Raw genomic sequence first — 20413 nt, 5'->3', positions numbered from 1 at the left:
TCATGGCGGCGATGCGGATGTGCACGCCGTCGCGAACAGAACCCGGAGCCCCTCCCCCCATGACGAAGACCACCCTCACGGCCCTCGCGGCCGCCTGCGCCCTGCTGCCCGCCGCCGCCCTGGCCCAGGACGAATCCCGCGCCTACGCCACGCTCGGCTACACGGCCGTCGACACCGAACAGAACGCGCTGGGCGCCGTCACCGGCCGCTTCGGCTACAAGGTCCTGCCCTGGGTCGGCGCCGAGCTGGAAGCCGGCATCGGTGTCGAGGACGAGAGCTTCGACGTGTCGATCGGCGGCTCGGGCGGCACGATCGAACTGAAGCACGACGTCGCCGCCTATGCGGTCGCCTTCCTGCCGCTGGGCGACCACTTCGAGGCGCATGCCCGCGTCGGCTACGGCACGACCAACATCGAGTCCTCGGTCGCCGCCGTGACCGTGCGAGGCGACGGCGAGAGCTTCAACTACGGCGTCGGCGCCAGCGCCTTCCTGGACGGCTGGAACGGCATCCGCGCCGACTGGACCCGCCGCGAGTTCCAGGACAAGGGCGGCGAGGCCGATACCTGGTCGGTCAGCTACATCCGTCGTTTCTAGGCCTGCGCGTGGCGGGTCAGAACTCTGGCGTCTGGCCCGCCACGAAGGTCTCCCATGCCTCTCGCGTGGCGAAGTCCAGACCCTGATCCCAGGCCGAGCCCATATAGTAGGTGAAGGGTACGCCGGGGGTGACACGAACGAGGATCAGATAGTTCTCCGCGTCCTGGGCGAAGCCCTCGACCATGGCCGGGTCGACCAGGATGGCGATGCCGAGGCTGCCGTGATCCGGGCGGGTCGGCTCCCAGAACATCAGCCGGCCGTTGGCCTGATCCCGCGTCACGAACCCGGTTGCGGCGTCGTTGGTGCGCCTGTTGATGCCGATGCCGACGATCAGCGGCCCGGCGCTGTCCGACTGGATCGTCGAGGTCATGCGGGTGAAGTTCGAGCCCATCGGCAGGGAGAACTCGCGCGTCTCCCAGACCCGACGGTTCACATCGACAGGCCAGGGGCGATAGTCGACGGTGAAGCGGGCCTCGTCCCCGCCGGTCTCCTCGATGCGGTAGGTCGAGAAGTTGCGGCTGGTCCACAGCTTGTTGTCGAACCAGACGCCCAGCCCGCCGGCGCCGCGACCACGGCCGACGTCGTAGTAGTCCAGCCCCTCACCCCGGTCGGTGTGATAGTTCGGGAAGCGCATCTGGCGATCCATGAACGGGTAGCGGACGCGCTTGGCCCAGACGTCGATACCCGATCCGGACGGCGGCTCGCGGGCCTCGAGGGCCGGGCCGTAGATGCGGTGGGCGACGCGGTCGTTCTCCCACAAAAGGTCGTCGAAACGCTCAGGAGCGAACCGGACGACGGCGCGCGGGACCCGTTCCGCCTCGGTCGGCGGGGCCAGGACCGCCGCCGCGTCAGACGGCGAGGTCTGGGCGCGGGCGGTCGGACCGATCGCGGTCGCCAGAAGGGTGGACGCGAGCAGGACTATGGCGAAGCAGGTCGGGCGGGGCATCGAGGGGGGTCCGGAACGGTTCCTGTGAACTCCACCCTACCCGGCGATCGCGAGCCGAAAAACACAATTGGTAAGGCCAATATGCCTCAGGACGGAACGCCCCCGACATAGCGCGCATGCAGGATCGGCTTTCCGAGCCAGTAGCAGAGCTCGGCCGGGCGGGTGATGTCCCAGACGGCGAGGTCGGCGGCCTTGCCGATTTCCAGCGTGCCGATCTTGTCGCCGAGACCGAGCGCCTGAGCGGCGTGGCGGGTTGCGCCGGCCAGGGCCTCCTCGGGCGTCAGGCGGAACTGGACGCAGGCCAGGGTCAGGGCGGCCGTCATCGAGGCGACCGGCGAGGTGCCGGGGTTGCAGTCGGTCGCCACGGCCATCGCCACGCCGTGACGACGCAGGGCCTCCATCGGCGGCGGGGTCGTCTCGCGCAGCATCAGATAGGCGCCCGGCAGGAGCACGGCGACGACCCCGGCCTCGCCCATCGCCTGGATCCCCGCCTCGCTGGAGTGTTCGATGTGGTCGGCGGACAGGGCGCCGTAGCGGGCCGCGAGCGCCGCGCCGCCGCCATCGGACAGCTGGTCGGCGTGCAGCTTGACCGGCAGGCCGAGCGCCTTCGCCTTCTCGAACAGGCGCGACACCTCGGCGTCGGAGAAGGCGATGGGTTCGCAATAGGCGTCGACCGCATCGACCAGACCCTCGGCATGGGCTGCGGGCAGGATGTCGTCGATGGCGAGATCGACATAGGCCGAACGGTTAGTCCGATGCTCGGGCGGCACGGCGTGCAGGCCCAGATACGATGTTCGGACACGGACCCCGGCCTCGCGCCCGATGCGGCGGCCGACGCGCAGCATCTTCAGTTCGGCGTCGCGGTCGAGGCCGTAGCCGGACTTGATCTCGACGGTGGTGACGCCGGTCGCCTTCAGCCCTGCCAGCCGGGTCATGGCGGACGCATAGAGGCCCTCCTCCGACGCCGCCCGGGTCGCGGTCATGGACGAGACGATTCCGCCGCCGGCGCGGGCGATCTCTTCGTAGGTGGCGCCGTTCAGCCGCTGTTCGAACTCGCCCGAACGATCGCCGCCGAAGACCAGATGGGTGTGGCAGTCGATCAGGCCCGGGGTAATCCAGCGACCGTCGAGCCGGCGGGTTTCGGCGGCGTGATGGGCGGGCAACTCGGCGCGCGGCCCCACCCAGGCGATGCAGCCATCCTTGATCAGGATCGCAGCGTCACGGATGGCGCCGTAAGGCTCTCCACCCGGCGCCATGGTGGCGACATGGCAATCGGTGATGAGGGTCGTCATCGCGTCTCGAACCCGGCCAGCAGTTCGCAGAACCATCGACCCGCGGTCAGGGAGCCGAGGTCGCCGATCTCCAGCGACGGATCGTATTCGGTCAGGTCCACGGCGCGGACCTTGGGGTGGGCGCCGATGATCCGCGCGGCGTCGAAGAAGTCGTGCACCGACACCCCGCCGGGGCGGGCGCCGGGACTGGCCGGCCACTGGCTTCGGTCGATCACATCGATGTCGAAATCGACGTAGAGGACGTCGCAGAGGGCGGACAGCCGATCCAGTTCCTCGGCCACCACGACGGCCAGACCCCGGTCTCGGCACTCACGCGCCATGCGGACACTGATGCCCGCCGCCCTGGCCTTCTCATGGGCGCGGTGAGTGTTGGCGAAGGGGGCGAGGCCGATCTGGCTGATCCGCGTTCCGGCCAGACCGTCGTCGAGCAGGGCCTGGATCGGATTGCCGTTGGTGAGGCCCTGATCCGTGTCGCGCAGGTCGAAATGGGCGTCGAGCGTCAGGACGCCTACGCGATCCAGACCCAGGGCGTGGACGCCCGGCCGGGTGATTGCGTTGTTGCCGCCGACGAGGACGGTCAGGCCCCGGTGCGTCTGGGCCTTCACCGCGTCGCGGACGGGCTCAAAGGCTTCGGCGGGCGACATCGCCTTCAACGGCACGTCGCCCGCGTCGTGCACCCGCAGGTCCAGCTCCCTGCCGATCTCGACGTCATAGGTCGACAGGCGCGGCAGGACGGCGCGGAAGGTCTTGGGGCCGAGGTCGCAGCGCCCGGGCGTCAGGGACCGTTCGTTCAGCGGCGCCCCGATCAGGGCCACGGGCGCGTCGGGATGGTCGCCGACCAGGTCGGCGACGGAGCGCCAGCCGAGAGCTTCTGACGTATGGCTCATGATCATCCCTTGGTCGGAGAAAAGCGCGCCACCAGATCATAGGCGGCGCCGGGGAAGGTTTGGAAAGCCCAGGTCACGCCGAGACCGTCGCGCCAGGTGCGACGCTCAAGCCTCAGACAGGGGGCGCCGTCGGCGAGGCCCAGCCGCGCGGCCGCGTCGCCCTCGGCCCCCACGGCGGCGATGCGGTGCTCGGCCTCGGTCCAGGGCATATGGGCCAGGAGCCATCCGCCGGGCGGCTCGGTCGAGAAGTCCGCCGTCTCGGCCTCGGGCGCCGTCTCCAGCGCGATCAATCGCCGCTCGAAGGCGAACGGCAGGCGGTCGGCCAGATGCAGGGTCTCCAGCTCAATCACCCGGGCGCCGAGCCCCGTCTCGTCGGGCCGCGCCGGACGCACGACGCGGGTGAGCAGACGGTGCTCGTAAGCCATGCCACGGCCCTCGACCTCGGACCGGATGTCGGGAATGGCCAGCAGGGCCGAGGAATGGACGGGCGGCGGGGCGACGACGGTGCCGGCCCGCTTGCGGCGCATCAACAGACCGCGCGCAGCCAGGTCCGAAAGCGCGCGCGACACCGTCATCCGGGCGCAGCCGTACTCGGCCATCAGGGCCGTCTCGGTCGGGACGCGGAAGCCTGGCCGCCATTCGCCCGAGGCCACGCGACGTTCGATGTCGCCGGCGATCCGGCGGTGAAGCGGTTCAGGCGTTTGCGGTTCAGGGTTCTGCGGCGCGTGATCCATGCGCCGAACGTGCCGCTTGCCTCGATTAATGTCTAGACATAACACTGGGGGCCGCGACAGAAGGCCTGCTGCAGGCCGCATGGAGGATTCGATGAGCACCACGCCCAACACCCGTATCATCCGCGCGCCTCGCGGGACCGAGATGACGGCCCGGACCTGGGCCGCCGAGGCCGCCCTGCGCATGCTGATGAATAACCTCGATCCCGAGGTCGCCGAGCGGCCGGAGGACCTCGTGGTCTATGGCGGCATCGGCAAGGCGGCGCGCGACTGGGCCAGTTTCGACCGGATCGTCGAGAGCCTGCGCGCCCTCGCGCCCGACGAGACCCTGCTGGTCCAGTCGGGCAAGCCGGTCGGTGTCTTCCGCACCCATGAGGACGCGCCGCGCGTGCTGATCGCCAACTCCAACCTGGTGCCGAAGTGGGCGACGTGGGAGCATTTCAACGAACTCGATCGCAAGGGCCTGATGATGTACGGCCAGATGACGGCCGGGTCGTGGATCTACATCGGCACCCAGGGCATCGTTCAGGGCACCTACGAGACCTTCATGGAGGCCGGCCGCCAGCACTGGGGCGGCGAGACTGCCGGCAAGTGGATCCTGACTGCTGGGCTGGGCGGCATGGGCGGAGCCCAGACCCTCGCGGCGACCATGGCGGGCGCGTCCTGCCTCGCCATCGAATGCCAGCGCAGCCGGATCGAGATGCGGCTGCGCACCCGCTACCTCGACGTCATGGCCGAAACGCTCGATGAGGCCCTGGCCCTGATCGCGGAGGCCGGACGCACCGGCAAGCCCATCTCCGTCGGCCTGCTCGGCAACGCGGCCGAAATCCTGCCCGAGATGGTCCGGCGCGGCGTGCGGCCGGACCTCGTCACCGACCAGACCAGCGCTCACGACCTGATCAACGGCTACCTGCCGATGGGCTGGACCGTCGCGGAATGGGAGGACAAACGCGTCTCCGACCCCGCCGCCGTCGAGGCTGCGGCGAAGGCGTCCTGCGCCGTGCACGTCCAGGCGATGCTCGACTTCCAGGCGGCCGGCATCCCGGTCACCGACTACGGCAACAACATCCGTCAGGTCGCCTTCGACCAGGGCGTGGCGAACGCCTTCGACTTCCCCGGTTTCGTGCCGGCCTACATCCGTCCGCTGTTCTGTCGCGGGATCGGTCCGTTCCGCTGGGCCGCCCTGACCGGCGATCCGGAGGATATCCGCAAGACCGATGCGGCGATGAAAAAGCTGTTCCCCGACAACGCCGGCCTGCACCGCTGGCTCGACATGGCGGGCGAGCGGATCGCCTTCCAGGGTCTGCCGGCGCGCATCTGCTGGATCGGTCTGGGCGACCGGCATCGGGCCGGGTTGATGTTCAACGAGATGGTGGCGGACGGGGAACTGAGCGGGCCCATCGTGATCGGCCGAGACCACCTCGACAGTGGCTCGGTCGCCAGTCCGAACCGCGAGACCGAGGCCATGATGGACGGGTCGGACGCCGTGTCCGACTGGCCGTTGCTCAACGCCCTGCTGAACACGGCCTCGGGCGCGAGCTGGGTGTCGTTGCATCACGGCGGCGGTGTGGGGATGGGCTATTCCCAGCACTCCGGCGTGGTCATCGTCGCCGACGGCACGCCGGAGGCGGCGAAGCGTCTGGAGCGGGTCCTGTGGAACGACCCGGCGACCGGCGTCATGCGCCATGCCGACGCCGGCTACGAAATCGCCCGCGAGGCTTCTCGCGAGCATGGCCTGAACCTGCCCAGCCTGAAGGCCTGACCATGACGAAGATCATCCTCGGCGCCGAACCGCTGACCCTCAACCAATTGCGCGCTGTGATCGACGGACCGGTCACCGTGGAGGTTGCTCCCTCAGCCTGGGCCGATGTCGAGAAGAGCGCCGCAACCGTCGCGGCCATCATCGCCGAGGGTCGGACGGTCTACGGCATCAACACGGGCTTCGGCCTGCTGGCCAACACCTCGATCGCGCCCGGCGATCTGGAGACGCTGCAGAAGAACCTGGTGCTGAGCCATGCCTGCGGGGTCGGGCCATTGCTGGATGACGCCGTCGTGCGGCTGATCCTCGTCCTGAAGATCGCGAGCCTGGCGAAGGGGGCCTCGGGCATCCGCCGCGAGACGCTGGAGGCGTTGGTCGGGCTGGTGAACGCCGACGTCCTGCCCTGTATTCCTTCCAAGGGATCGGTCGGCGCCTCGGGGGATCTGGCGCCGCTGGCCCACATGTCGTGCGTCCTGATCGGCGTCGGCGAGGCGCGGCACAACGGCGAGACGCTGGACGCGGAGACCGCTCTGGCACGCGCCGGTCTGTCGGTGCTTACGCTGGGGCCGAAGGAAGGCCTCGCCCTGCTCAACGGCACCCAGTGCTCGACCGCGCTGGCGCTGGCGGGCCTGTTCGCGACCGAGGCCGCCTTCGCCGCCGGAATCGCGGCCGGAGCCCTGTCGGTCGATGCGCTGAAGGGATCCGACGCGCCGTTCGATCCGCGCATCCACGCCCTGCGCAACCAGCCCGGCCAGATCGATGTCGCCGCCGCCCTGCGCACCCTGATGGCCGACAGCGCCATTCGCGACAGCCATCGCGAGGGCGATGCCAAGGTTCAGGACCCCTACTCCCTGCGCTGCCAGCCCCAGGTCATGGGGGCAGTGCTCGACATCATCCGCAACGCCGCCGCGACGCTGGAGCGCGAGGCCAATGCGGTGACCGACAATCCGCTGGTCTTCATCGAGGACGGCGACGTCATCTCGGGCGGAAACTTCCATGCCGAGCCGGTGGCCTTCGCCGCTGACCAGCTGGCCATGGTCCTGTGCGAGATCGGAAATATCTCGGAGCGCCGCACGTCCATTCTGGTCGACCCCAAGATGAGCGAACTGCCCGCCTTCCTCGTGCGCGAGAGCGGGCTGAACTCCGGCTTCATGATCGCCCAGGTGACCGCCGCAGCCCTCGTCGCGGAGAACCGGATGCTGAGCCACCCATGCAGCGTCGACACCGTCCCGACCTCGGCCAATCAGGAGGATCATGTCTCCATGGCCACCCACGGCGCGCGGCGGCTGCTGGAGATGGCCGAGAACACGGCGACCGTCGTCGGGATCGAGCTGCTGGCGGCCGCGCAGGGGATCGAATTCCACCGGCCGCTGAAGAGCTCTCCGGCGCTGGAGCAGGTCTGGTCGATCGTGCGGGAGGCGGTCGCCGCCTATGACAGCGACCACTATTTCGCCCCCGACATCGCCCGTGCGACCGATGGGGTGCGGGCCGGTCGGTACCGTCAGTTCGCGACGGACCTGCTGCCGTCGGCCTAGCGGTTCTGGGTGATCGAGCGCAGGCCGGCCAGCAGGGCGTCGCTGGTGCGGCCCGTTCGACATCCACCGGCGAGGATCAGCCGCAGCGCCTGGGCGTGAACCTGAACCGACGGCCAGTGCCAGGCCTCGGCCTGGATCATCCGGTCCGAGATCTCGCACAGGCTGTAGGCTGCCTCGAACAGCGGCCCGGTGTCGAAATAGCCGGCCAGATCGACCATCGAGGAGGCCAGGGCGTAGACCTGCGGACCCGCTCCGTCAGGAGCCTCGGCGCACAGGGCTTCCAGCGTCGTCAGCGTCTCGCCCACGGTGGCCATGGCGTCGTCGCGATGGGTTTCCAGCTGCGCGACCGCCTGCCGTTCGAGGTCGCGGACCTGGCGGCCGCCGGGATCCTGCATCTGGCGGGCCAGCGTGCTCTTGACCTTGAACGTCCGGGCTTTGCTCACAACGAGACCTTCATCGGCTTCATCAACATATCGATATCGGACTGATCCATGTTCGCCTCGGTGGCGGCGCCGACGTGTTCTGACAGATCGCCGCTGCGGCGCCCCTTCATCCCCATCGGTGCGCCGAAGTTTCGGACCCGGCGGTCGGGTCCGACATAGGTGTCGCACTCCACGAAGCTGCGCTCGTCGGCGCCCAGCCACAGGATGCGTTGCAGCAGGACGGTCGGGGTCAGGGGCTTGGTGACGAGGAAGCTGGCGCCGCAGTCGCGGCCCTTGTGCACCTTCGACTGGGCGGCGTGTCCGGTCAGCAGGATCACCGGGGTGTAGCGCACCGGCGCCGGCGCCTCGCGCCGCAGCCAGCTGGTGAAGTCATAGCCGTCCATCTCCGGCATCGAACAGTCGATCAGGACCAGGTCGACGTCGCGCTTCTCCATGATCGCTACCGCCTCGACCGTGGAGCCGCACTTGATCTGCTGCTTGACCCCGAAGCCCTGAAAGATCGAGCTCAGCATGTCGAGCGACTTCTGATTGTGGTCGACCAGCAGCACCGTGGAGCGCGCGAGGTTGACCCGATCCGGGGTGGGAGGACGCGCCATGGCTCAGTCGAACAGGGTCAATTCGCCGGAGGCGGAGGGGGCGGACATCGAGGGGTGGCTGCCGACTTCACCCGAGAGGCGATCGTAGAGGTCCGACAGGGTCAGGGCATGCAGGGCCGTGTCCATGGGCGCACCGGCGCCCAGGGCGGCGGCCAGACCGCCAAGCCCGTCGAGACGCTGGATCAGAAGGTCGAAATCCTGAACGCTGCACATCGCCTCGGCGTGGCGCTCCGCCGGACAGTCCGCCATCAGCCCGGACGTCAGGTCGGCGAGATCCTCGAGACGTTCGCGGATCTCGGCCAGCTCGTTCGAGACAGCGACCAGCAGGGCGCGGGATTGCGACTTCGACATCAGAACAACTCCACGGCGCCCGAGGCGACCGGCTGGATACGGGGCGGCGCCTGGACCGGCACATGGCCGTCAGTCACCGCACGCTGGAGGGCTCGCCCGGTGGCGGGCCAGTAGTGAAGGCGTCGACCGCCCGGACCGCGCAGGCTGCCGCCGACGAGGGCGATACCTTCGTCACGCAGGAAGCGTTCGGCGAAGTCGGCGTTGGCCGTCCCCACGTCGCGCAGGCTGTCGAACATCCGGCCGCCGCCGAACAGCTTGGCCTCAAGCCGGTCGCGACGCGCGCCGGCCTTCATCACGTCGTTGATCAGAAGCTCCATCGCATAGGCGCCGTAGCGGCGGCCCGCGTCGGTTCCGGCCCCCGCGCCTTCCGGCAGCAGGAAATGGTTCATGCCGCCGACACCCGTGTCCGGGTCGCGCAGGCACATGGCGACGCAGCTGCCCAGGATGGTGGTCAGCATCACATTGCGATCGGACGTCACGTGGTGCTCGCCCTGGCCCACGTGGATCCGCCGTTCCGTCGCCAGGGCGTCAGCCGACATCATGTCAGGGGCCCGAAGACGCTTTCCAGCTTGTCCTTCAGCTGGGCGACGGTGAACGGCTTGACCAGGTAGTTGTTGACCCCGAACTGGACCGCACGCTGGACCAGCTCCTTGTCGGCCCGGCCGGTCAGCATGATGAAGGCCGCCCCCTGGGTCGGCGGGTGCGAGCGCACGGCGCGGAGCAGGCCGAGGCCGTCGAGCTTGGGCATGTTGAAATCGGAAATGACCAGGTGCGCGGGCTTGGTGATCATCTCGCGCAGGCCCGCCTCGCCGTCGGCGGCCTCGCGAAACTCGCGGAAGCCGATCTGCTGCAGGCTGGTGCGAATGAGGCTGCGCATCGACATCTGGTCATCGACGATCAGCACGTGAATGGAGGAAGCGGCGGGCATCTGGAATCCTCAGGCGGCTGTCTGGGCGCCGGGGAAGGCGCACAGATCGAGAATGGCGGACGAGAGACGGTTGAGCGGCAGCTGGCGTTCGACGGCCCCGATATCGTGGGCGACGCGCGGCATGCCGTAGACGACGCAGCTGGCCTCATCCTGGCCCAGGGTGTGGCCGCCGGCGTTGCGCATCTCGAGCAAACCCTGCGCCCCGTCGCGGCCCATGCCGGTCAGGATCACGCCGGTCATCGGACGACGCAGGCGCGAGACCGAGCGGAACAGGACATCGACCGACGGCCGGTGACCGCTGACGGTGTCGCCCTGGCTCAGGCGGCAACGCGGGGTCGCGCCCGAGACCTCGAGATGGGTCAGTCCGCCGGGGGCCAGATAAACGTGGCCTGGCATCAGGAGCGCGCCATCGACGGCCTCGCTGACCGTGGCGGCAGACATCTTGTCCAGACGCGCCGCGAAACTGGCCGTGAAGGTCGCCGGCATGTGCTGGGTGATCACGGTCGCCGGGCAGTTGGCCGGGAAGGCCGACAGGATGGTAATCAGGGCTTCCACGCCGCCGGTCGAGGCGCCGATGGCCAGGATGTGGTCGGCGCCGGGGCGATAGTCGGTGCGCGGGCGCGGCGCCTCGACGGTCTCGCGGCGACGGACTCGCGACCGGGCGGCGGTCTTCACCTTCAGGGTCAGTTCGCCGAAGGCCTCTGCGGCGGTGACGCCCGCGCCGGGTTTCCCGACCGCGTCGACTGCGCCCATCTCCAGCGCCTGAAGGGTCACCTCGGCGCCGGCCTGGGTCAGGGTCGAGACCATCACCACGGGCATGGGCCGCAGCCGCATGATCTTCTCGAGGAACTCCAGCCCGTTCATGTTGGGCATCTCGACGTCGAGGGTGATGACGTCGGGGTTCAGTTCCTTGATCAGGGTGCGCGCTTCCAGCGGGTCGGCGGCCGAGCCGACGACGTCGATCTCCGGATCGCGGCGCAGGGCGGCCGTGATCAGCCCGCGCATCGTCGGCGAGTCGTCCACCACCAGAACACGGATGGGCGCACTCATGCGGCCAGCCTGTAGGTGGTCAGGCCGCTGGTGTTCAGCTGTTTCACGGCCGGGCCGCTGACCCGCTCGGAGTGGCCGATGTAGAGGGTCGCTCCGGGGGTCATCAGCGGGGTGAACCGCTTCCACACCCGCTCCTGGGTCGCGTCGTCGAAATAGATCACGACGTTGCGGCAGAAGATGACGTCGAACTTCCCGCGCATCGGCCAGTCGCCGATCAGGTTCAGCTCGCGGAACGACACGAGGTCGCGCAGCGTCGAATTGGCCGACAGCATGTCGCGACCCTGCGAGGGCGCCTTCTCGAAGAAGCGGTTGCGCAGCATCGGCGGCGCCGCGTCCAGATGTTCGGTCGAATAGACGCCGGCGATACCCTCGGCGACCATGTTCGGATCGATGTCCGTGGCCAGAATGCGGAAGTCGAGCTCGGCCGCCTCGGGCAGGACCGACAGAACGGTCATCGCCATCGAATAGGGCTCCTGACCGTTCGAGCAGGCGGCCGACCACAGACGGACCCGCTCGCCGCGACGGGCGCGCTCGGCCAGACCCGGCATGACCTGGTCGCGCAGGTGTTCGAAGTGGTGCGGCTCACGGAAGAAGCGGGTGACGTTGGTCGTCAGGGCGGCCGTCATCATCTGACGCTCGTCGACGCCATCCACGCCCTGGACCAGGGCGCAGTAGTCGCGGAAACTGCGCAGACCCAGGGTCCGCAGCCGCTTGGCCAGCCGCGAGTAGACCAGCGCGGCCTTGCCCTCGTTGAGGGCGATACCGGCGTGGCTGTGCAGGATTTCGGCGATGTGGCGGAAGTCCTCGGCGGTGAAGGCGAACTCGCCCTCGACCAGGGACTCGCGCCCGGCGGCCCTTCTTGACCCGGAATCCGAACTCATGCGGCTTCGGCTTCCGTGGCATCCGGAATGATCCGGTCCAGCTCGATCAGGCTGATCAGGCGGCCGTCCAGGGCGAACAGACCCTTGACGAAGGACTTCACCTGTTCGCTGGCCACGTCGGGGGTCGGCTGCATGGCTTCGTCGGTCAACTGGATGATGTCGGACACGGCGTCGACCAGAAGGCCCACCATCCGGCCGCCGACATGGGCGACCATGATGACGTGGCGCGCCGTGGGATCCGAGGTGCGCAGGCCGAAGCGGGCGCCCAGATCGATGATCGGCAGGACGGCCCCGCGAAGGTTGATGACCCCCTTCATGAAGCCCGGAGCGCGCGGAAGCGGCGTGGCGGGGGTCCAGCCGCGGATTTCCCGCACGGCCATGATGTCCACGCAGAACTCCTGCTCCCCGATACGGAAGGCGATCAGTTCACGGGCGGCGACGTTGTTGGCTTCGGTCATGGTCAGCTCGCGATTTTCAGTTCGGAACGCACCGCTTCGTGCCGCACGAACCGGCGGCGCGAACTGGCTACGATGGTGTCGACGTCCAGGATGAGGGCGACGCGGCCGTCGCCGAGGATGGTCGCGGCGGCGACGCCGTCGACCTGCTGGTAGTTGGTCTCCAGGCTCTTGATGACGACCTGACGCTGGCCCTGGATGGCGTCGAACAGCAGGGCGGCGCGGGTGCCGGCCTCGGTCTCGACGACCACGGCGACGCCGGTCTCGGCGGCCATGGGTTGATCCCGGAAGCCCATGCCAAGGGCGACGTCGATCAGGGGCACAAACTGGTCGCGGAAGCGGATGACCGGGTCGTGGCCGCCGACGTAGTGAATGTCTTCCAGACGCGGCGTAAGGCTTTCGACGATGGCGGTCAGGGGGGCGACCAGGGTCTGTTCGGCGCCGGTGACGACCATGCCGTCCAGCACCGCGAGCGTCAGCGGCAGGCTGAGGGTGAAGGTCGAGCCCTTGCCCGGGGTGGACGAGATCGAGATGCGACCGCCCAGGGCCTGGATCGAGCGACGGACCACGTCCATGCCGACACCACGCCCCGAGACATCGGTGATCGTCTCGGCGGTGGAGAAGCCCGGCAGGAAGATCAGGTTGTCGATCTCGTCGTCGGTCAGGGCGGCGTCCTCGGCGATCAGGCCGCGCGAGACGGCGATGCCCTTGACCCGTTCACGGTTGATGCCGCGCCCGTCGTCGGAGATCTCGATGACGATCCGGCCCGAGCGGTGCAGGGCGGCGAGGCGCACGGTGCCCTCGGCGGGCTTGCCTGCAGCAAGGCGATCCTCGGGTCCTTCCAGACCGTGGTCGATGGCGTTGCGCAGCATGTGGGTGATCGGCTCGGCCAGGCGTTCGACCACGGTCTTGTCGACCTCGGTGTCCTCGCCGGCGGTGACCAGACGGACGCGCTTGCCGGTCATCTCGCCGACTTCGCGGACGAGGCGCGGCATGCGCTGGAACACCGACTTCACCGGCTGGGCGCGGATGGCCATGACGCTGTCCTGGATCTCGCGGGTCAACAGCTCGAGATCTTCCAGACCCACAGAGATGCCGGACGAGCGGGCCAGACCGCTTTCGATCACGCGCTGGGCCAGCATGGCCTGCTGGATGACCAGTTCGCCGACGACGTTGATCAGGCGATCGACGCGGTCGAGATCGACGCGGATGGTGACGGCGGCCTGGGCGGCGGGCGCCGCTGCCGGGGCATTGGCGGCGGCCGGGGCAGGTTCCGGCGTCGGCGCGGACGCGGGGGTCACGGCGACGACGGGCGGGGCGACCGATGCGATCGGCGCGGGCGCGGGGACGGGTTCAGCGACTGGCGCGGGCGCGGGTTCGGCGGCCACGGCGACCTCGGCCTGGGCGCGAGCCAGCAGGGCGGAGATGTCGAAGTCGGCGGCCGGTGCGGGGGCTTCATCGACGACTTCCGGCGCGGCCGAGGCCGGACGGATCGACAGGTCGCAATCGCTTTCAACGAAGTCGAAGACGTCGCGGATCGCGGCCTCGCCGGCTTCGGTGGTCAGGTTGATCGTCCAGGACAGATAGGATTCCTCGGCGTCCAGCGCGTCCAGATCCGGCACGGCCGAGACGTCGAGATCGACCGTCATCTCGCCGAGGTGGGACAGTTCGCGCAGCAGCAGACCGGTCTCGTTGGCGTTGACGTACATCCGGCCGTGCGGACGGAAGACGATGCGCCAGGCGTCTGCGGCGGGCGCAGCCGGCTCGGCCGGGGCGCCCAGATCGGCGAGGTTGAAGGCGACCGGGCGGAAGCCGAAATCGTCTTCGTCGGCTTCGCTCGGCGCAGCGGCAACCGGGGCGAAGGCAGGTTCGGATTCAGCGGCGGCCGGGATGGACTCCCCATGCGTCAGGGCTTCCAGTTCTGCGACCAGACCGGCGGAGCGGGCCTCGTCGACCGGGGCGCCCTGGCCGCGAGCGGCGGCGATGTGGTCGGCCAGGACGTCCGAGGCGCGCAGCAGGGTCTTGACCGTGACGTCGTCGCACGGCTTCCGCTCCGAACGGATCTCGTCCAGCAGGGTCTCGAAGACGTGGGCGAACCGGACCAGGGCGTCGAGGCCGAAGGCCCCTGCCCCGCCCTTGACCGAATGGACGGCGCGGAAGACGGCGTTGACCGTCTCCATGTCCGCACTGCCCTGCTCGATGGCGAGCAGACCCGTCTCCAGGTCGCCCAGGAGTTCATCGCACTCCTGGAAGAATACGACCTTGATCGCTTCGAAGGGATCGACCGCGTCGCTCATGGGTCAGGCCGCCACGCGACGGACGGCGTCGACCAGCTTGGCCGGGTCGAACGGTTTGACGATCCAGCCGGTGGCGCCGGCGTCGCGGGCGCGCTGCTTCTTGGCGGCGTCGCTCTCGGTGGTCAGGACCAGCACGGGGGTCGCCCGGTGGTTCGGATCCGCGCGGACCCCTTCGATCACGCCGAAGCCGTCCATGCGGGGCATGTTGATGTCGGTGATGATGACATCGGCGCCCTCGGCGGCGAGCGTCTCCAGCCCGTCCACGCCGTCCACGGCCTGGATCACGCGGTAGCCCGCGTCGACCAGGGCCATCATCAGCATGTCGCGCATGGTGCGGCTGTCGTCGATGGTCAGAACTGTCTTGGTCACGAGAGGGCTCCCTGCGGGCGATCGGCCGAGGCCGCCCCGAATGCGTTCCATTGATCGGCAAATTCACGCGACACATCGTCGATCTTCAGCACATGACCATCGCTGATCCAGGTCTGCTGGGCCGAGATCAGGACCTGCAGGCACAGGCCGCCGAGGCGCTCGACGCGCGAGGCGTCGATGACGACGGACTGGCCGCGCATCGGCAGCAGGGCCGCCTTCAGCGCTTCAGCCTGGGCCAGGTCGAGGACGGCCGGGAGGGACAGGGAGGCGCTCATCAGAATTCCTCCCAGCCATCTTCCGACGCGACCGGCTGCGGCTTGCGGGCGGCGCCGCCGGAACCGAGGGTGCGCATCTGGGCGACCGGGCGGTTGGCCGGACGGGGCTGGGGTCGGGGTGCGCTACGAGCCGCCGGGGCCTGGGCCACCGCCCCGATCTGGAAGCGCGACACCGAACCGGCCAGGGTCTCGGCCTCTTGCGACAGCGAGTGGCTGGCGGCGGTCGATTCCTCGACCATCGCGGCGTTCTGCTGGGTCACCTGGTCCATCTGGTTGACGGCGGTGTTGACCTGCTGAAGGCCGGTGGCCTGTTCCTGGGCCGAGGCGGCGATCTCGGAGACGAGGCCATCGATCTCGGCGACGCGGCTGACGATGCGTTGCAGGGCCTCGCCGGTCTGGCCGACGAGAGTGACCCCGGCGTTGACCTGGGAGGTCGAGGCCGAGATCAGGACCTTGATCTCCTTGGCCGCTTCCGCCGAGCGCTGGGCCAGGGCCCGGACCTCGGAGGCGACGACCGCGAAGCCCCGTCCGGCGTCGCCGGCGCGGGCGGCCTCGACCCCGGCGTTCAGGGCCAGCAGGTTGGTCTGGAAGGCGATCTCGTCGATCACGCCGATGATCTGGCTGATCTCCTGGGCCGACTTCTCGATCGCCCCCATGGCGCTGACGGCGTCCCGGACGACGATGCCCGAGGTCTCGGCGTCGCCCTTGGCGGCCTGGACAGTCTCGGAAGCCTGACGGGCGCCCGAGGCCGTGCGGTTCACCGTGGCTGTAATCTCGTCGAGTGCGGCGGCGGTCTCTTCCAGCGAAGCGGCCTGTTGCTCCGTGCGACGCGAGAGGTCGTCAGAGGCCTGGGCGATCTCGCCGGCGCCGGAGCGGATGGCCGAAACGTTGCCGGCCACAACCGACATGGCGTCCTTCAGCTGCATGATCGCGGCGTTGAAGTCCTCCTTCAGCTTCACATAGTCCTCGGGGAAGGACTGGGTCAGGGTGAAGGTCAGATCACCGCGCGTCAGGTGATCCAGGCCCTCGCCCAGGGCGGCGACGACGGCGGCCTGCTCACGAGCGGCGGCGTCGGCCGCGCGCTGATTGCGGGCGCGTTCCTCATCCGACTGGCCGCGCAGGGCGGCGCCCTCGGCTTCCAGACGGGTCTTCTCGATCGCGGCGTCGCGGAAGGCCAGAACGGCGCGGCCCATCTCGCCGAACTCATCCTTGCGGGTGCTTTCTGCGACGTCGAAGCCGGTCTCGCCGCCGATCAGACGACGCATGTGGCCCACCAGGATGTTCGTCGGACCGACGATCCCGCGCGTCAACGTCCAGGCGGCGAGGATGGAGATCAGCAGAGCTGCGGCCAGACCGATCAGCAGGGCGATCTGGGCCGTACTGGCGGCAGCGGCCTGGGCGTCTCGCGTGACCTCCAGGGCGGCGATATTGCGGGTGTTCAGAGCCTCAATGCCCTCTTCGACGACATTGGTGTAGTTGTCCGCCGCGCCGTCGCGGCCGACCATGGCGACCGCTTGCGGCTTGGTCACGGGATTGGCGGCCAGGGCCACACCGGCTGTCACGACGTTTTCGAACCAGGCGTCGGCGCCCTCCTCCATCGAGTCGGCGAGACGCGCGGTCTCCGCGTCGCCTTGCTGACGAAGCTCCTCAAGACCTTCCTTGAAGGACGCGCGGTGGGCGTCGAGCCGTTCGAGATAGTAGCGGTCCCCCGAGACCAGGAAGCCGCGATAGGAGTTCTCCTGACGCGCCATCTTGAACTCGACCTTCGCCGTCGTGCGCACCACGGCGTTGGCGATGCTGCGCGCCTCGCCGGCCCTGGACATGGCCTGGAGGTTGACGAAGATCGTCGCGCCCATGGCCCCGATGGCCAGGAGCACCACGGCGAATGCGATCGCCAGCTTTTTGCCGATGGGGATATTGGAGAGGGACACTGGCGAGATTCCTTGAGGTACTAACTGGGGAGGAAGGCTTGAAATCAGAGCGCCAGGCTGATCGACGCGACCAGGCGGCCTTCGTAGGCCTCGCCCAGGCTGTGGCCGTCGGTGTCGTACCAGCGGAGATCAAGCGAGACGCTGTCGGTCAGCTTGCGCTTCACGCCGGCGTTCCATGCGACGTACTCGGCGCCGCCGTCGGCGGAGCGGTCGGCGATGGCGATGCTGGCCTTGGTCTTAGAGTCCAGTGCGGTCGAACCCTGCAGCTCGATCCACCAGGCTTCGCGCGTCGCGGCGAAACCGTCAGGCGTATAGTTGACGCGCAGGCGGGTGGAGATGCGACCGAAGGCGCGGGAGGCGTCCGCCTGGTACTCGAAATAGTTCCCGTCGACGCCGGCGCGGGTGCCGGGCAGGTCGCGGTTCAGGACGGCGAGATCGAACTTGACGTCGCCGACGGTCGGCCGCCAGCCGATGGTGGAAATGATCTCGGCGTCGCCGCCCGAGGAGATCTCCGCCGTCGAGGCGAAGACGCTCGCGTAAACCTGGCCGGTGCTGACCTCGACCGAGCCATACGGCGCGATCTCACCGTTGCTCTTGCCGGCGCCCTTGCCCATGTACTCGCTCGCGACGCCGACGGTCCAGTTGATGTCCTGGGCCTGAACGGCGGCGGGAACAGCCATGGCGAACAGGCCGCCAACGGTCACAGCGGCCGTGGCGAAATCGGTCCGACGCAGGCGGCTCCGAACGAAAGAGAACATGAAAAAGGCTCCTTGGATGAGAACCCAAGGATGGCCAGCGCCACCGTATTATTGGTGAATCCTGGCCTAGGTAGGAATACTTACCCGCCGGAAACGAACCGATCCGGGGCCGGAAACTCCGGCGGGGACGCAGGCCAGTTATTCATTCTGGGATGAAATTTAACTTCCTATGTTTACGCCGATAACTGCGGATCACCACCTCGAATCGACACAAAAGAATCTGATCGGGCTTTACTTCGCCCGAAGCTGATTTGAGGCGGCGTCATGTCGCAAAAGGACGCGGTTGCGTTCATCCGGACAAAGGCGGCGCAGCTGTCTCAAGCGCCGTGGGTCGGCTATCCCCTGGCGATCGTCGCCGTGCTGGCCGCCCTTGGCATCCGCGCGGCGCTGGAGGGGTTCGGCAGCTTCTACTACCTGCCTATGCTGCCCGCCGTCATGGCCGTGTCCCTTCTGGCCGGGCGCCGCGAAACGGCCTTCGCGATCATCCTGGCCATCGCGGCGAATGTCGCCCTGGTCAACCGGGACAGCCCTATCGACACGATCGCCAACGCCCTGTTGTTTGCGGCAGTGGCCTGGTTGATCTCCGAGGGATTCAGGCGGCTGCGCGCCTCCCTCCTGCATGCCAGCGAACTGTCACGGCGGCTGGCCCGGCGTGACCACATGCTCCAGACCATCCTCGTCTCCGTCCCGGTCGTAATGCTGGACCGGCAGGGCGTCGTCCGCTCGCTGACCCCGTCCGCCTCCACCCTTCTCGCCGCGCCGGAAGCGCTCGCGGTCGGCGAGCCGTTCAGCCTGTTTGTGGAGGATTTCGATCTGGAGACTTTCGCGCCCCGCGGCACGGGCCCGGCGGCGTCAGGGTCATGGGTCGCGCGCCGAGGCGACGGCAAGAAGCTTCACGTCAATATCCAGCTCGGTATCAACGAGGATGAGGGCGACCCCGACCATGCCATCCTGACCCTGACCGACCTGACGGCGTCCCACACCGCAGACACCCAGGCCCGGGAACTCCACACCCAGTTGAACCGCGTCTGGCGCCTGAATTCTTTGGGGGAGATGGCGGCGTCGCTGTCGCACGAACTGAACCAGCCGCTCAGCGCCGCCGTCACCTATCTGCACGCCGCCCAGACCGACATGAAGCGCGCAGGACCGGTGGCGGACAGCGCGGGCCGGACCGTCGACATGGCCAAGGCCCAGTTGCTGCGCGCCGGCGAGATCATCCGGCGGATGCGCGAGCTTCTGGCGCACGAGACCCGGGGGCTGAATTTTGAGCGCGCCAGCTCGATGATCGAAGACCTTCAGAGCGTGTTCGGAATGATCGGGCGGACCGGCGGCGCCACGATCGAGTTCCTGATCGATGACGAGAACGACGGCGTCTGGGCCGAGCGCATCCAGTTTCAGCAGGCCATGGTCAACCTGGTGCGCAACGCCGTCGAGGCCCTCGCGGGCCGGCCTGACCCGCGCGTCGTCGTTTCCGGCCGGGCGATCTCGCCGGAAGCCTATGAGGTCCGCGTCGAGGACAATGGCGCAGGCATTGCGACCGCCGATATGGAAACTATCTTCCGCCCCCTGATGAGCACAAAATCGGGCGGCATGGGTCTGGGGCTTTCGGTGACCCGGACCATCATCGAAAGTCATGGTGGCGTACTGACGGTCGAGGCCAGTCCGCTGGGCGGGGCCGCCTTCTCATTCTGTCTGATGCGCGAACGGGAACTTGTCGACGCATGAATACGATCACGGTCCTGATCGCCGAGGATGACGACGCCGTTCGCGACGCGTTGCTCGTCCTTCTTCGCAGCGAGGGGATCCGCGCCCGGGCCTTCGCCAGCGGCGCCGAACTGATCGCCAACCTGCCGGAGGTGGATTCGGCCTGCGTGATCACCGATGTGCGCATGCCCGACATGGATGGCGCCGAGGTGGTTCGCCGCCTCAGGGCACTGAAGGGCGACGCCTGGCCGATCATCGTCATCACCGGCCATGCCGACGTGCCGATGGCCGTGCAGATGATGAAGTCCGGCGTCGTCGACTTCATCGAGAAGCCGTTCGATCCCTATCGCCTGCTCGAAGCGGTGCGCGGCTGTCTGGGGCACCTGTCGAAACAGGAGGGGGAGCGCCAGAGCCGGCAGGAAGCCGCCGAGCGCATCGCCCAGCTGAGCCATCGGGAGAACCAGGTGTTCCGGGCCCTGGTCGAGGGACGCTCCAACAAGGAGATCGCCGCAGACCTGGCCATCAGCCCGCGCACCGTCGAGATTTTCCGCGCCAAGGTGATGAGCAAGATGCAGGCGAACAGCCTGTCGGCCCTCGTCCGGATGGGACTGGCGTCTCCCGCCGAATAGGCT

22 protein-coding genes are annotated in these 20413 nt (G+C 68.5%); 5 read left to right on the top strand and 17 right to left on the bottom strand.

All coding sequences use genetic code 11. From position 1 onward, the window contains the following. Positions 1–59 precede the first annotated feature (59 nt). Complete coding sequence (locus ACW17Y_RS03600) at positions 60–593, top strand: outer membrane beta-barrel protein (protein ID WP_492037420.1); 534 nt, start codon at positions 60–62, stop codon at positions 591–593. A 16-nt stretch (positions 594–609) separates the two neighbouring features. Here ACW17Y_RS03600 and ACW17Y_RS03595 read toward each other — a convergent pair whose 3' ends face one another. The 4 genes from ACW17Y_RS03595 to hutC all read right to left on the bottom strand — a co-directional run bounded on the left by ACW17Y_RS03595 (position 610) and on the right by hutC (position 4452). After that, on the bottom strand, positions 610–1539 hold the full coding sequence (locus ACW17Y_RS03595; RefSeq protein ID WP_492037419.1) for a DUF4861 family protein: 930 nt from the start codon (positions 1537–1539) through the stop codon (positions 610–612). A gap of 86 nt (positions 1540–1625) precedes the next feature. Beyond that, complete coding sequence (hutI, locus tag ACW17Y_RS03590) at positions 1626–2831, bottom strand: imidazolonepropionase (protein ID WP_492037418.1); 1206 nt, start codon at positions 2829–2831, stop codon at positions 1626–1628. Continuing rightward, complete coding sequence (locus tag ACW17Y_RS03585; protein ID WP_492037417.1) at positions 2828–3718, bottom strand: agmatinase family protein; 891 nt, start codon at positions 3716–3718, stop codon at positions 2828–2830. Before ACW17Y_RS03585 ends, hutI begins: the two co-directional genes overlap by 4 nt. A 2-nt stretch (positions 3719–3720) precedes the next feature. Further along, positions 3721–4452, bottom strand: coding sequence for a histidine utilization transcriptional repressor HutC (hutC, locus tag ACW17Y_RS03580; RefSeq protein WP_492037416.1), 732 nt, complete (start codon positions 4450–4452; stop codon positions 3721–3723). Positions 4453–4543: 91 nt separating this feature from the next. Here hutC and hutU point away from each other — a divergent pair, with 91 nt between their 5' ends. Then, positions 4544–6211 (top strand): urocanate hydratase, encoded by a 1668-nt coding sequence (gene hutU / locus ACW17Y_RS03575; RefSeq protein ID WP_492037415.1) that lies wholly within the window; start codon positions 4544–4546, stop codon positions 6209–6211. 2 nt (positions 6212–6213) lie between these two features. Beyond that, a complete protein-coding gene (gene hutH, locus ACW17Y_RS03570; RefSeq protein WP_492037414.1) occupies positions 6214–7743 on the top strand; it encodes a histidine ammonia-lyase in 1530 nt (509 codons plus the stop codon). Here the strand turns inward: hutH and ACW17Y_RS03565 are convergent. Genes ACW17Y_RS03565 through ACW17Y_RS03505 form a run of 13 tightly spaced genes read right to left on the bottom strand, consistent with a single transcriptional unit; the run spans position 7740 to position 18077 of the window. After that, complete coding sequence (locus tag ACW17Y_RS03565) at positions 7740–8186, bottom strand: chemotaxis protein CheE (RefSeq protein ID WP_492037413.1); 447 nt, start codon at positions 8184–8186, stop codon at positions 7740–7742. The genes hutH and ACW17Y_RS03565 overlap by 4 nt on opposite strands. After that, positions 8183–8782, bottom strand: coding sequence for a response regulator (locus ACW17Y_RS03560; protein WP_492037412.1), 600 nt, complete (start codon positions 8780–8782; stop codon positions 8183–8185). Before ACW17Y_RS03560 ends, ACW17Y_RS03565 begins: the two co-directional genes overlap by 4 nt. A gap of 3 nt (positions 8783–8785) precedes the next feature. Continuing rightward, positions 8786–9133 carry a DUF8776 family protein gene (locus ACW17Y_RS03555; RefSeq protein ID WP_492037411.1) on the bottom strand — a complete coding sequence of 116 codons (348 nt, stop codon included), beginning with the start codon at positions 9131–9133 and terminating at the stop codon, positions 8786–8788. Further along, positions 9133–9675, bottom strand: a complete 543-nt coding sequence (locus ACW17Y_RS03550; RefSeq protein ID WP_492037410.1) for a chemotaxis protein CheD — start codon at positions 9673–9675, stop codon at positions 9133–9135. The genes ACW17Y_RS03555 and ACW17Y_RS03550 overlap by 1 nt, the downstream gene beginning before the upstream one ends. After that, positions 9672–10061 carry a response regulator gene (locus ACW17Y_RS03545; protein ID WP_492037409.1) on the bottom strand — a complete coding sequence of 130 codons (390 nt, stop codon included), beginning with the start codon at positions 10059–10061 and terminating at the stop codon, positions 9672–9674. Before ACW17Y_RS03545 ends, ACW17Y_RS03550 begins: the two co-directional genes overlap by 4 nt. A gap of 9 nt (positions 10062–10070) precedes the next feature. Next, positions 10071–11111, bottom strand: coding sequence for a protein-glutamate methylesterase/protein-glutamine glutaminase (locus tag ACW17Y_RS03540; RefSeq protein ID WP_492037408.1), 1041 nt, complete (start codon positions 11109–11111; stop codon positions 10071–10073). Further along, a complete protein-coding gene (locus tag ACW17Y_RS03535) occupies positions 11108–11992 on the bottom strand; it encodes a CheR family methyltransferase (protein WP_492037407.1) in 885 nt (294 codons plus the stop codon). Before ACW17Y_RS03535 ends, ACW17Y_RS03540 begins: the two co-directional genes overlap by 4 nt. Next, positions 11989–12450, bottom strand: coding sequence for a chemotaxis protein CheW (locus ACW17Y_RS03530; protein ID WP_492037406.1), 462 nt, complete (start codon positions 12448–12450; stop codon positions 11989–11991). Before ACW17Y_RS03530 ends, ACW17Y_RS03535 begins: the two co-directional genes overlap by 4 nt. Positions 12451–12452: 2 nt before the next feature. Further along, complete coding sequence (locus ACW17Y_RS03525) at positions 12453–14744, bottom strand: chemotaxis protein CheA (protein ID WP_492037405.1); 2292 nt, start codon at positions 14742–14744, stop codon at positions 12453–12455. Positions 14745–14747: 3 nt separating this feature from the next. Next, complete coding sequence (locus ACW17Y_RS03520) at positions 14748–15113, bottom strand: response regulator (RefSeq protein ID WP_374037072.1); 366 nt, start codon at positions 15111–15113, stop codon at positions 14748–14750. Beyond that, positions 15110–15388, bottom strand: a complete 279-nt coding sequence (locus ACW17Y_RS03515) for an STAS domain-containing protein (protein ID WP_492037404.1) — start codon at positions 15386–15388, stop codon at positions 15110–15112. The genes ACW17Y_RS03520 and ACW17Y_RS03515 overlap by 4 nt, the downstream gene beginning before the upstream one ends. Further along, a complete protein-coding gene (locus ACW17Y_RS03510; RefSeq protein ID WP_492037403.1) occupies positions 15388–17319 on the bottom strand; it encodes a methyl-accepting chemotaxis protein in 1932 nt (643 codons plus the stop codon). Before ACW17Y_RS03510 ends, ACW17Y_RS03515 begins: the two co-directional genes overlap by 1 nt. Positions 17320–17363: 44 nt before the next feature. Next, complete coding sequence (locus ACW17Y_RS03505; protein WP_492037402.1) at positions 17364–18077, bottom strand: TorF family putative porin; 714 nt, start codon at positions 18075–18077, stop codon at positions 17364–17366. A gap of 264 nt (positions 18078–18341) precedes the next feature. On the opposite strand from ACW17Y_RS03505, the gene ACW17Y_RS03500 reads away from it, so the two are divergent. Both ACW17Y_RS03500 and ACW17Y_RS03495 read left to right on the top strand, forming a co-directional pair. Continuing rightward, on the top strand, positions 18342–19802 hold the full coding sequence (locus ACW17Y_RS03500; RefSeq protein ID WP_492037401.1) for a sensor histidine kinase: 1461 nt from the start codon (positions 18342–18344) through the stop codon (positions 19800–19802). Next, positions 19799–20410 carry a response regulator transcription factor gene (locus tag ACW17Y_RS03495; protein ID WP_492037400.1) on the top strand — a complete coding sequence of 204 codons (612 nt, stop codon included), beginning with the start codon at positions 19799–19801 and terminating at the stop codon, positions 20408–20410. The genes ACW17Y_RS03500 and ACW17Y_RS03495 overlap by 4 nt, the downstream gene beginning before the upstream one ends. Positions 20411–20413: the final 3 nt, after the last annotated feature.

The sequence above is a fragment of the Brevundimonas sp. AVps7 genome (assembly GCF_058681545.1).
This window is presented reverse-complemented; position numbering and strand designations above follow the sequence as displayed.

What these genes read in the sequence shown, in the direction of transcription:
- ACW17Y_RS03585 (WP_492037417.1), bottom strand. Translation starts at nt 3,718, where the DNA reads ATGAGCCATACGTCAGAAGCTCTCGGCTGGCGCTCCGTCGCCGACCTG.
- ACW17Y_RS03600 (WP_492037420.1), top strand. Translation starts at nt 60, where the DNA reads ATGACGAAGACCACCCTCACGGCCCTCGCGGCCGCCTGCGCCCTGCTG.
- ACW17Y_RS03555 (WP_492037411.1), bottom strand. Translation starts at nt 9,133, where the DNA reads ATGTCGAAGTCGCAATCCCGCGCCCTGCTGGTCGCTGTCTCGAACGAG.
- hutI (WP_492037418.1), bottom strand. Translation starts at nt 2,831, where the DNA reads ATGACGACCCTCATCACCGATTGCCATGTCGCCACCATGGCGCCGGGT.
- hutU (WP_492037415.1), top strand. Translation starts at nt 4,544, where the DNA reads ATGAGCACCACGCCCAACACCCGTATCATCCGCGCGCCTCGCGGGACC.
- ACW17Y_RS03545 (WP_492037409.1), bottom strand. Translation starts at nt 10,061, where the DNA reads ATGCCCGCCGCTTCCTCCATTCACGTGCTGATCGTCGATGACCAGATG.
- ACW17Y_RS03595 (WP_492037419.1), bottom strand. Translation starts at nt 1,539, where the DNA reads ATGCCCCGCCCGACCTGCTTCGCCATAGTCCTGCTCGCGTCCACCCTT.
- ACW17Y_RS03495 (WP_492037400.1), top strand. Translation starts at nt 19,799, where the DNA reads ATGAATACGATCACGGTCCTGATCGCCGAGGATGACGACGCCGTTCGC.
- ACW17Y_RS03540 (WP_492037408.1), bottom strand. Translation starts at nt 11,111, where the DNA reads ATGAGTGCGCCCATCCGTGTTCTGGTGGTGGACGACTCGCCGACGATG.
- ACW17Y_RS03550 (WP_492037410.1), bottom strand. Translation starts at nt 9,675, where the DNA reads ATGATGTCGGCTGACGCCCTGGCGACGGAACGGCGGATCCACGTGGGC.
- ACW17Y_RS03505 (WP_492037402.1), bottom strand. Translation starts at nt 18,077, where the DNA reads ATGTTCTCTTTCGTTCGGAGCCGCCTGCGTCGGACCGATTTCGCCACG.
- hutH (WP_492037414.1), top strand. Translation starts at nt 6,214, where the DNA reads ATGACGAAGATCATCCTCGGCGCCGAACCGCTGACCCTCAACCAATTG.
- ACW17Y_RS03560 (WP_492037412.1), bottom strand. Translation starts at nt 8,782, where the DNA reads ATGGCGCGTCCTCCCACCCCGGATCGGGTCAACCTCGCGCGCTCCACG.
- ACW17Y_RS03530 (WP_492037406.1), bottom strand. Translation starts at nt 12,450, where the DNA reads ATGACCGAAGCCAACAACGTCGCCGCCCGTGAACTGATCGCCTTCCGT.
- hutC (WP_492037416.1), bottom strand. Translation starts at nt 4,452, where the DNA reads ATGGATCACGCGCCGCAGAACCCTGAACCGCAAACGCCTGAACCGCTT.
- ACW17Y_RS03515 (WP_492037404.1), bottom strand. Translation starts at nt 15,388, where the DNA reads ATGAGCGCCTCCCTGTCCCTCCCGGCCGTCCTCGACCTGGCCCAGGCT.
- ACW17Y_RS03525 (WP_492037405.1), bottom strand. Translation starts at nt 14,744, where the DNA reads ATGAGCGACGCGGTCGATCCCTTCGAAGCGATCAAGGTCGTATTCTTC.
- ACW17Y_RS03535 (WP_492037407.1), bottom strand. Translation starts at nt 11,992, where the DNA reads ATGAGTTCGGATTCCGGGTCAAGAAGGGCCGCCGGGCGCGAGTCCCTG.
- ACW17Y_RS03500 (WP_492037401.1), top strand. Translation starts at nt 18,342, where the DNA reads ATGTCGCAAAAGGACGCGGTTGCGTTCATCCGGACAAAGGCGGCGCAG.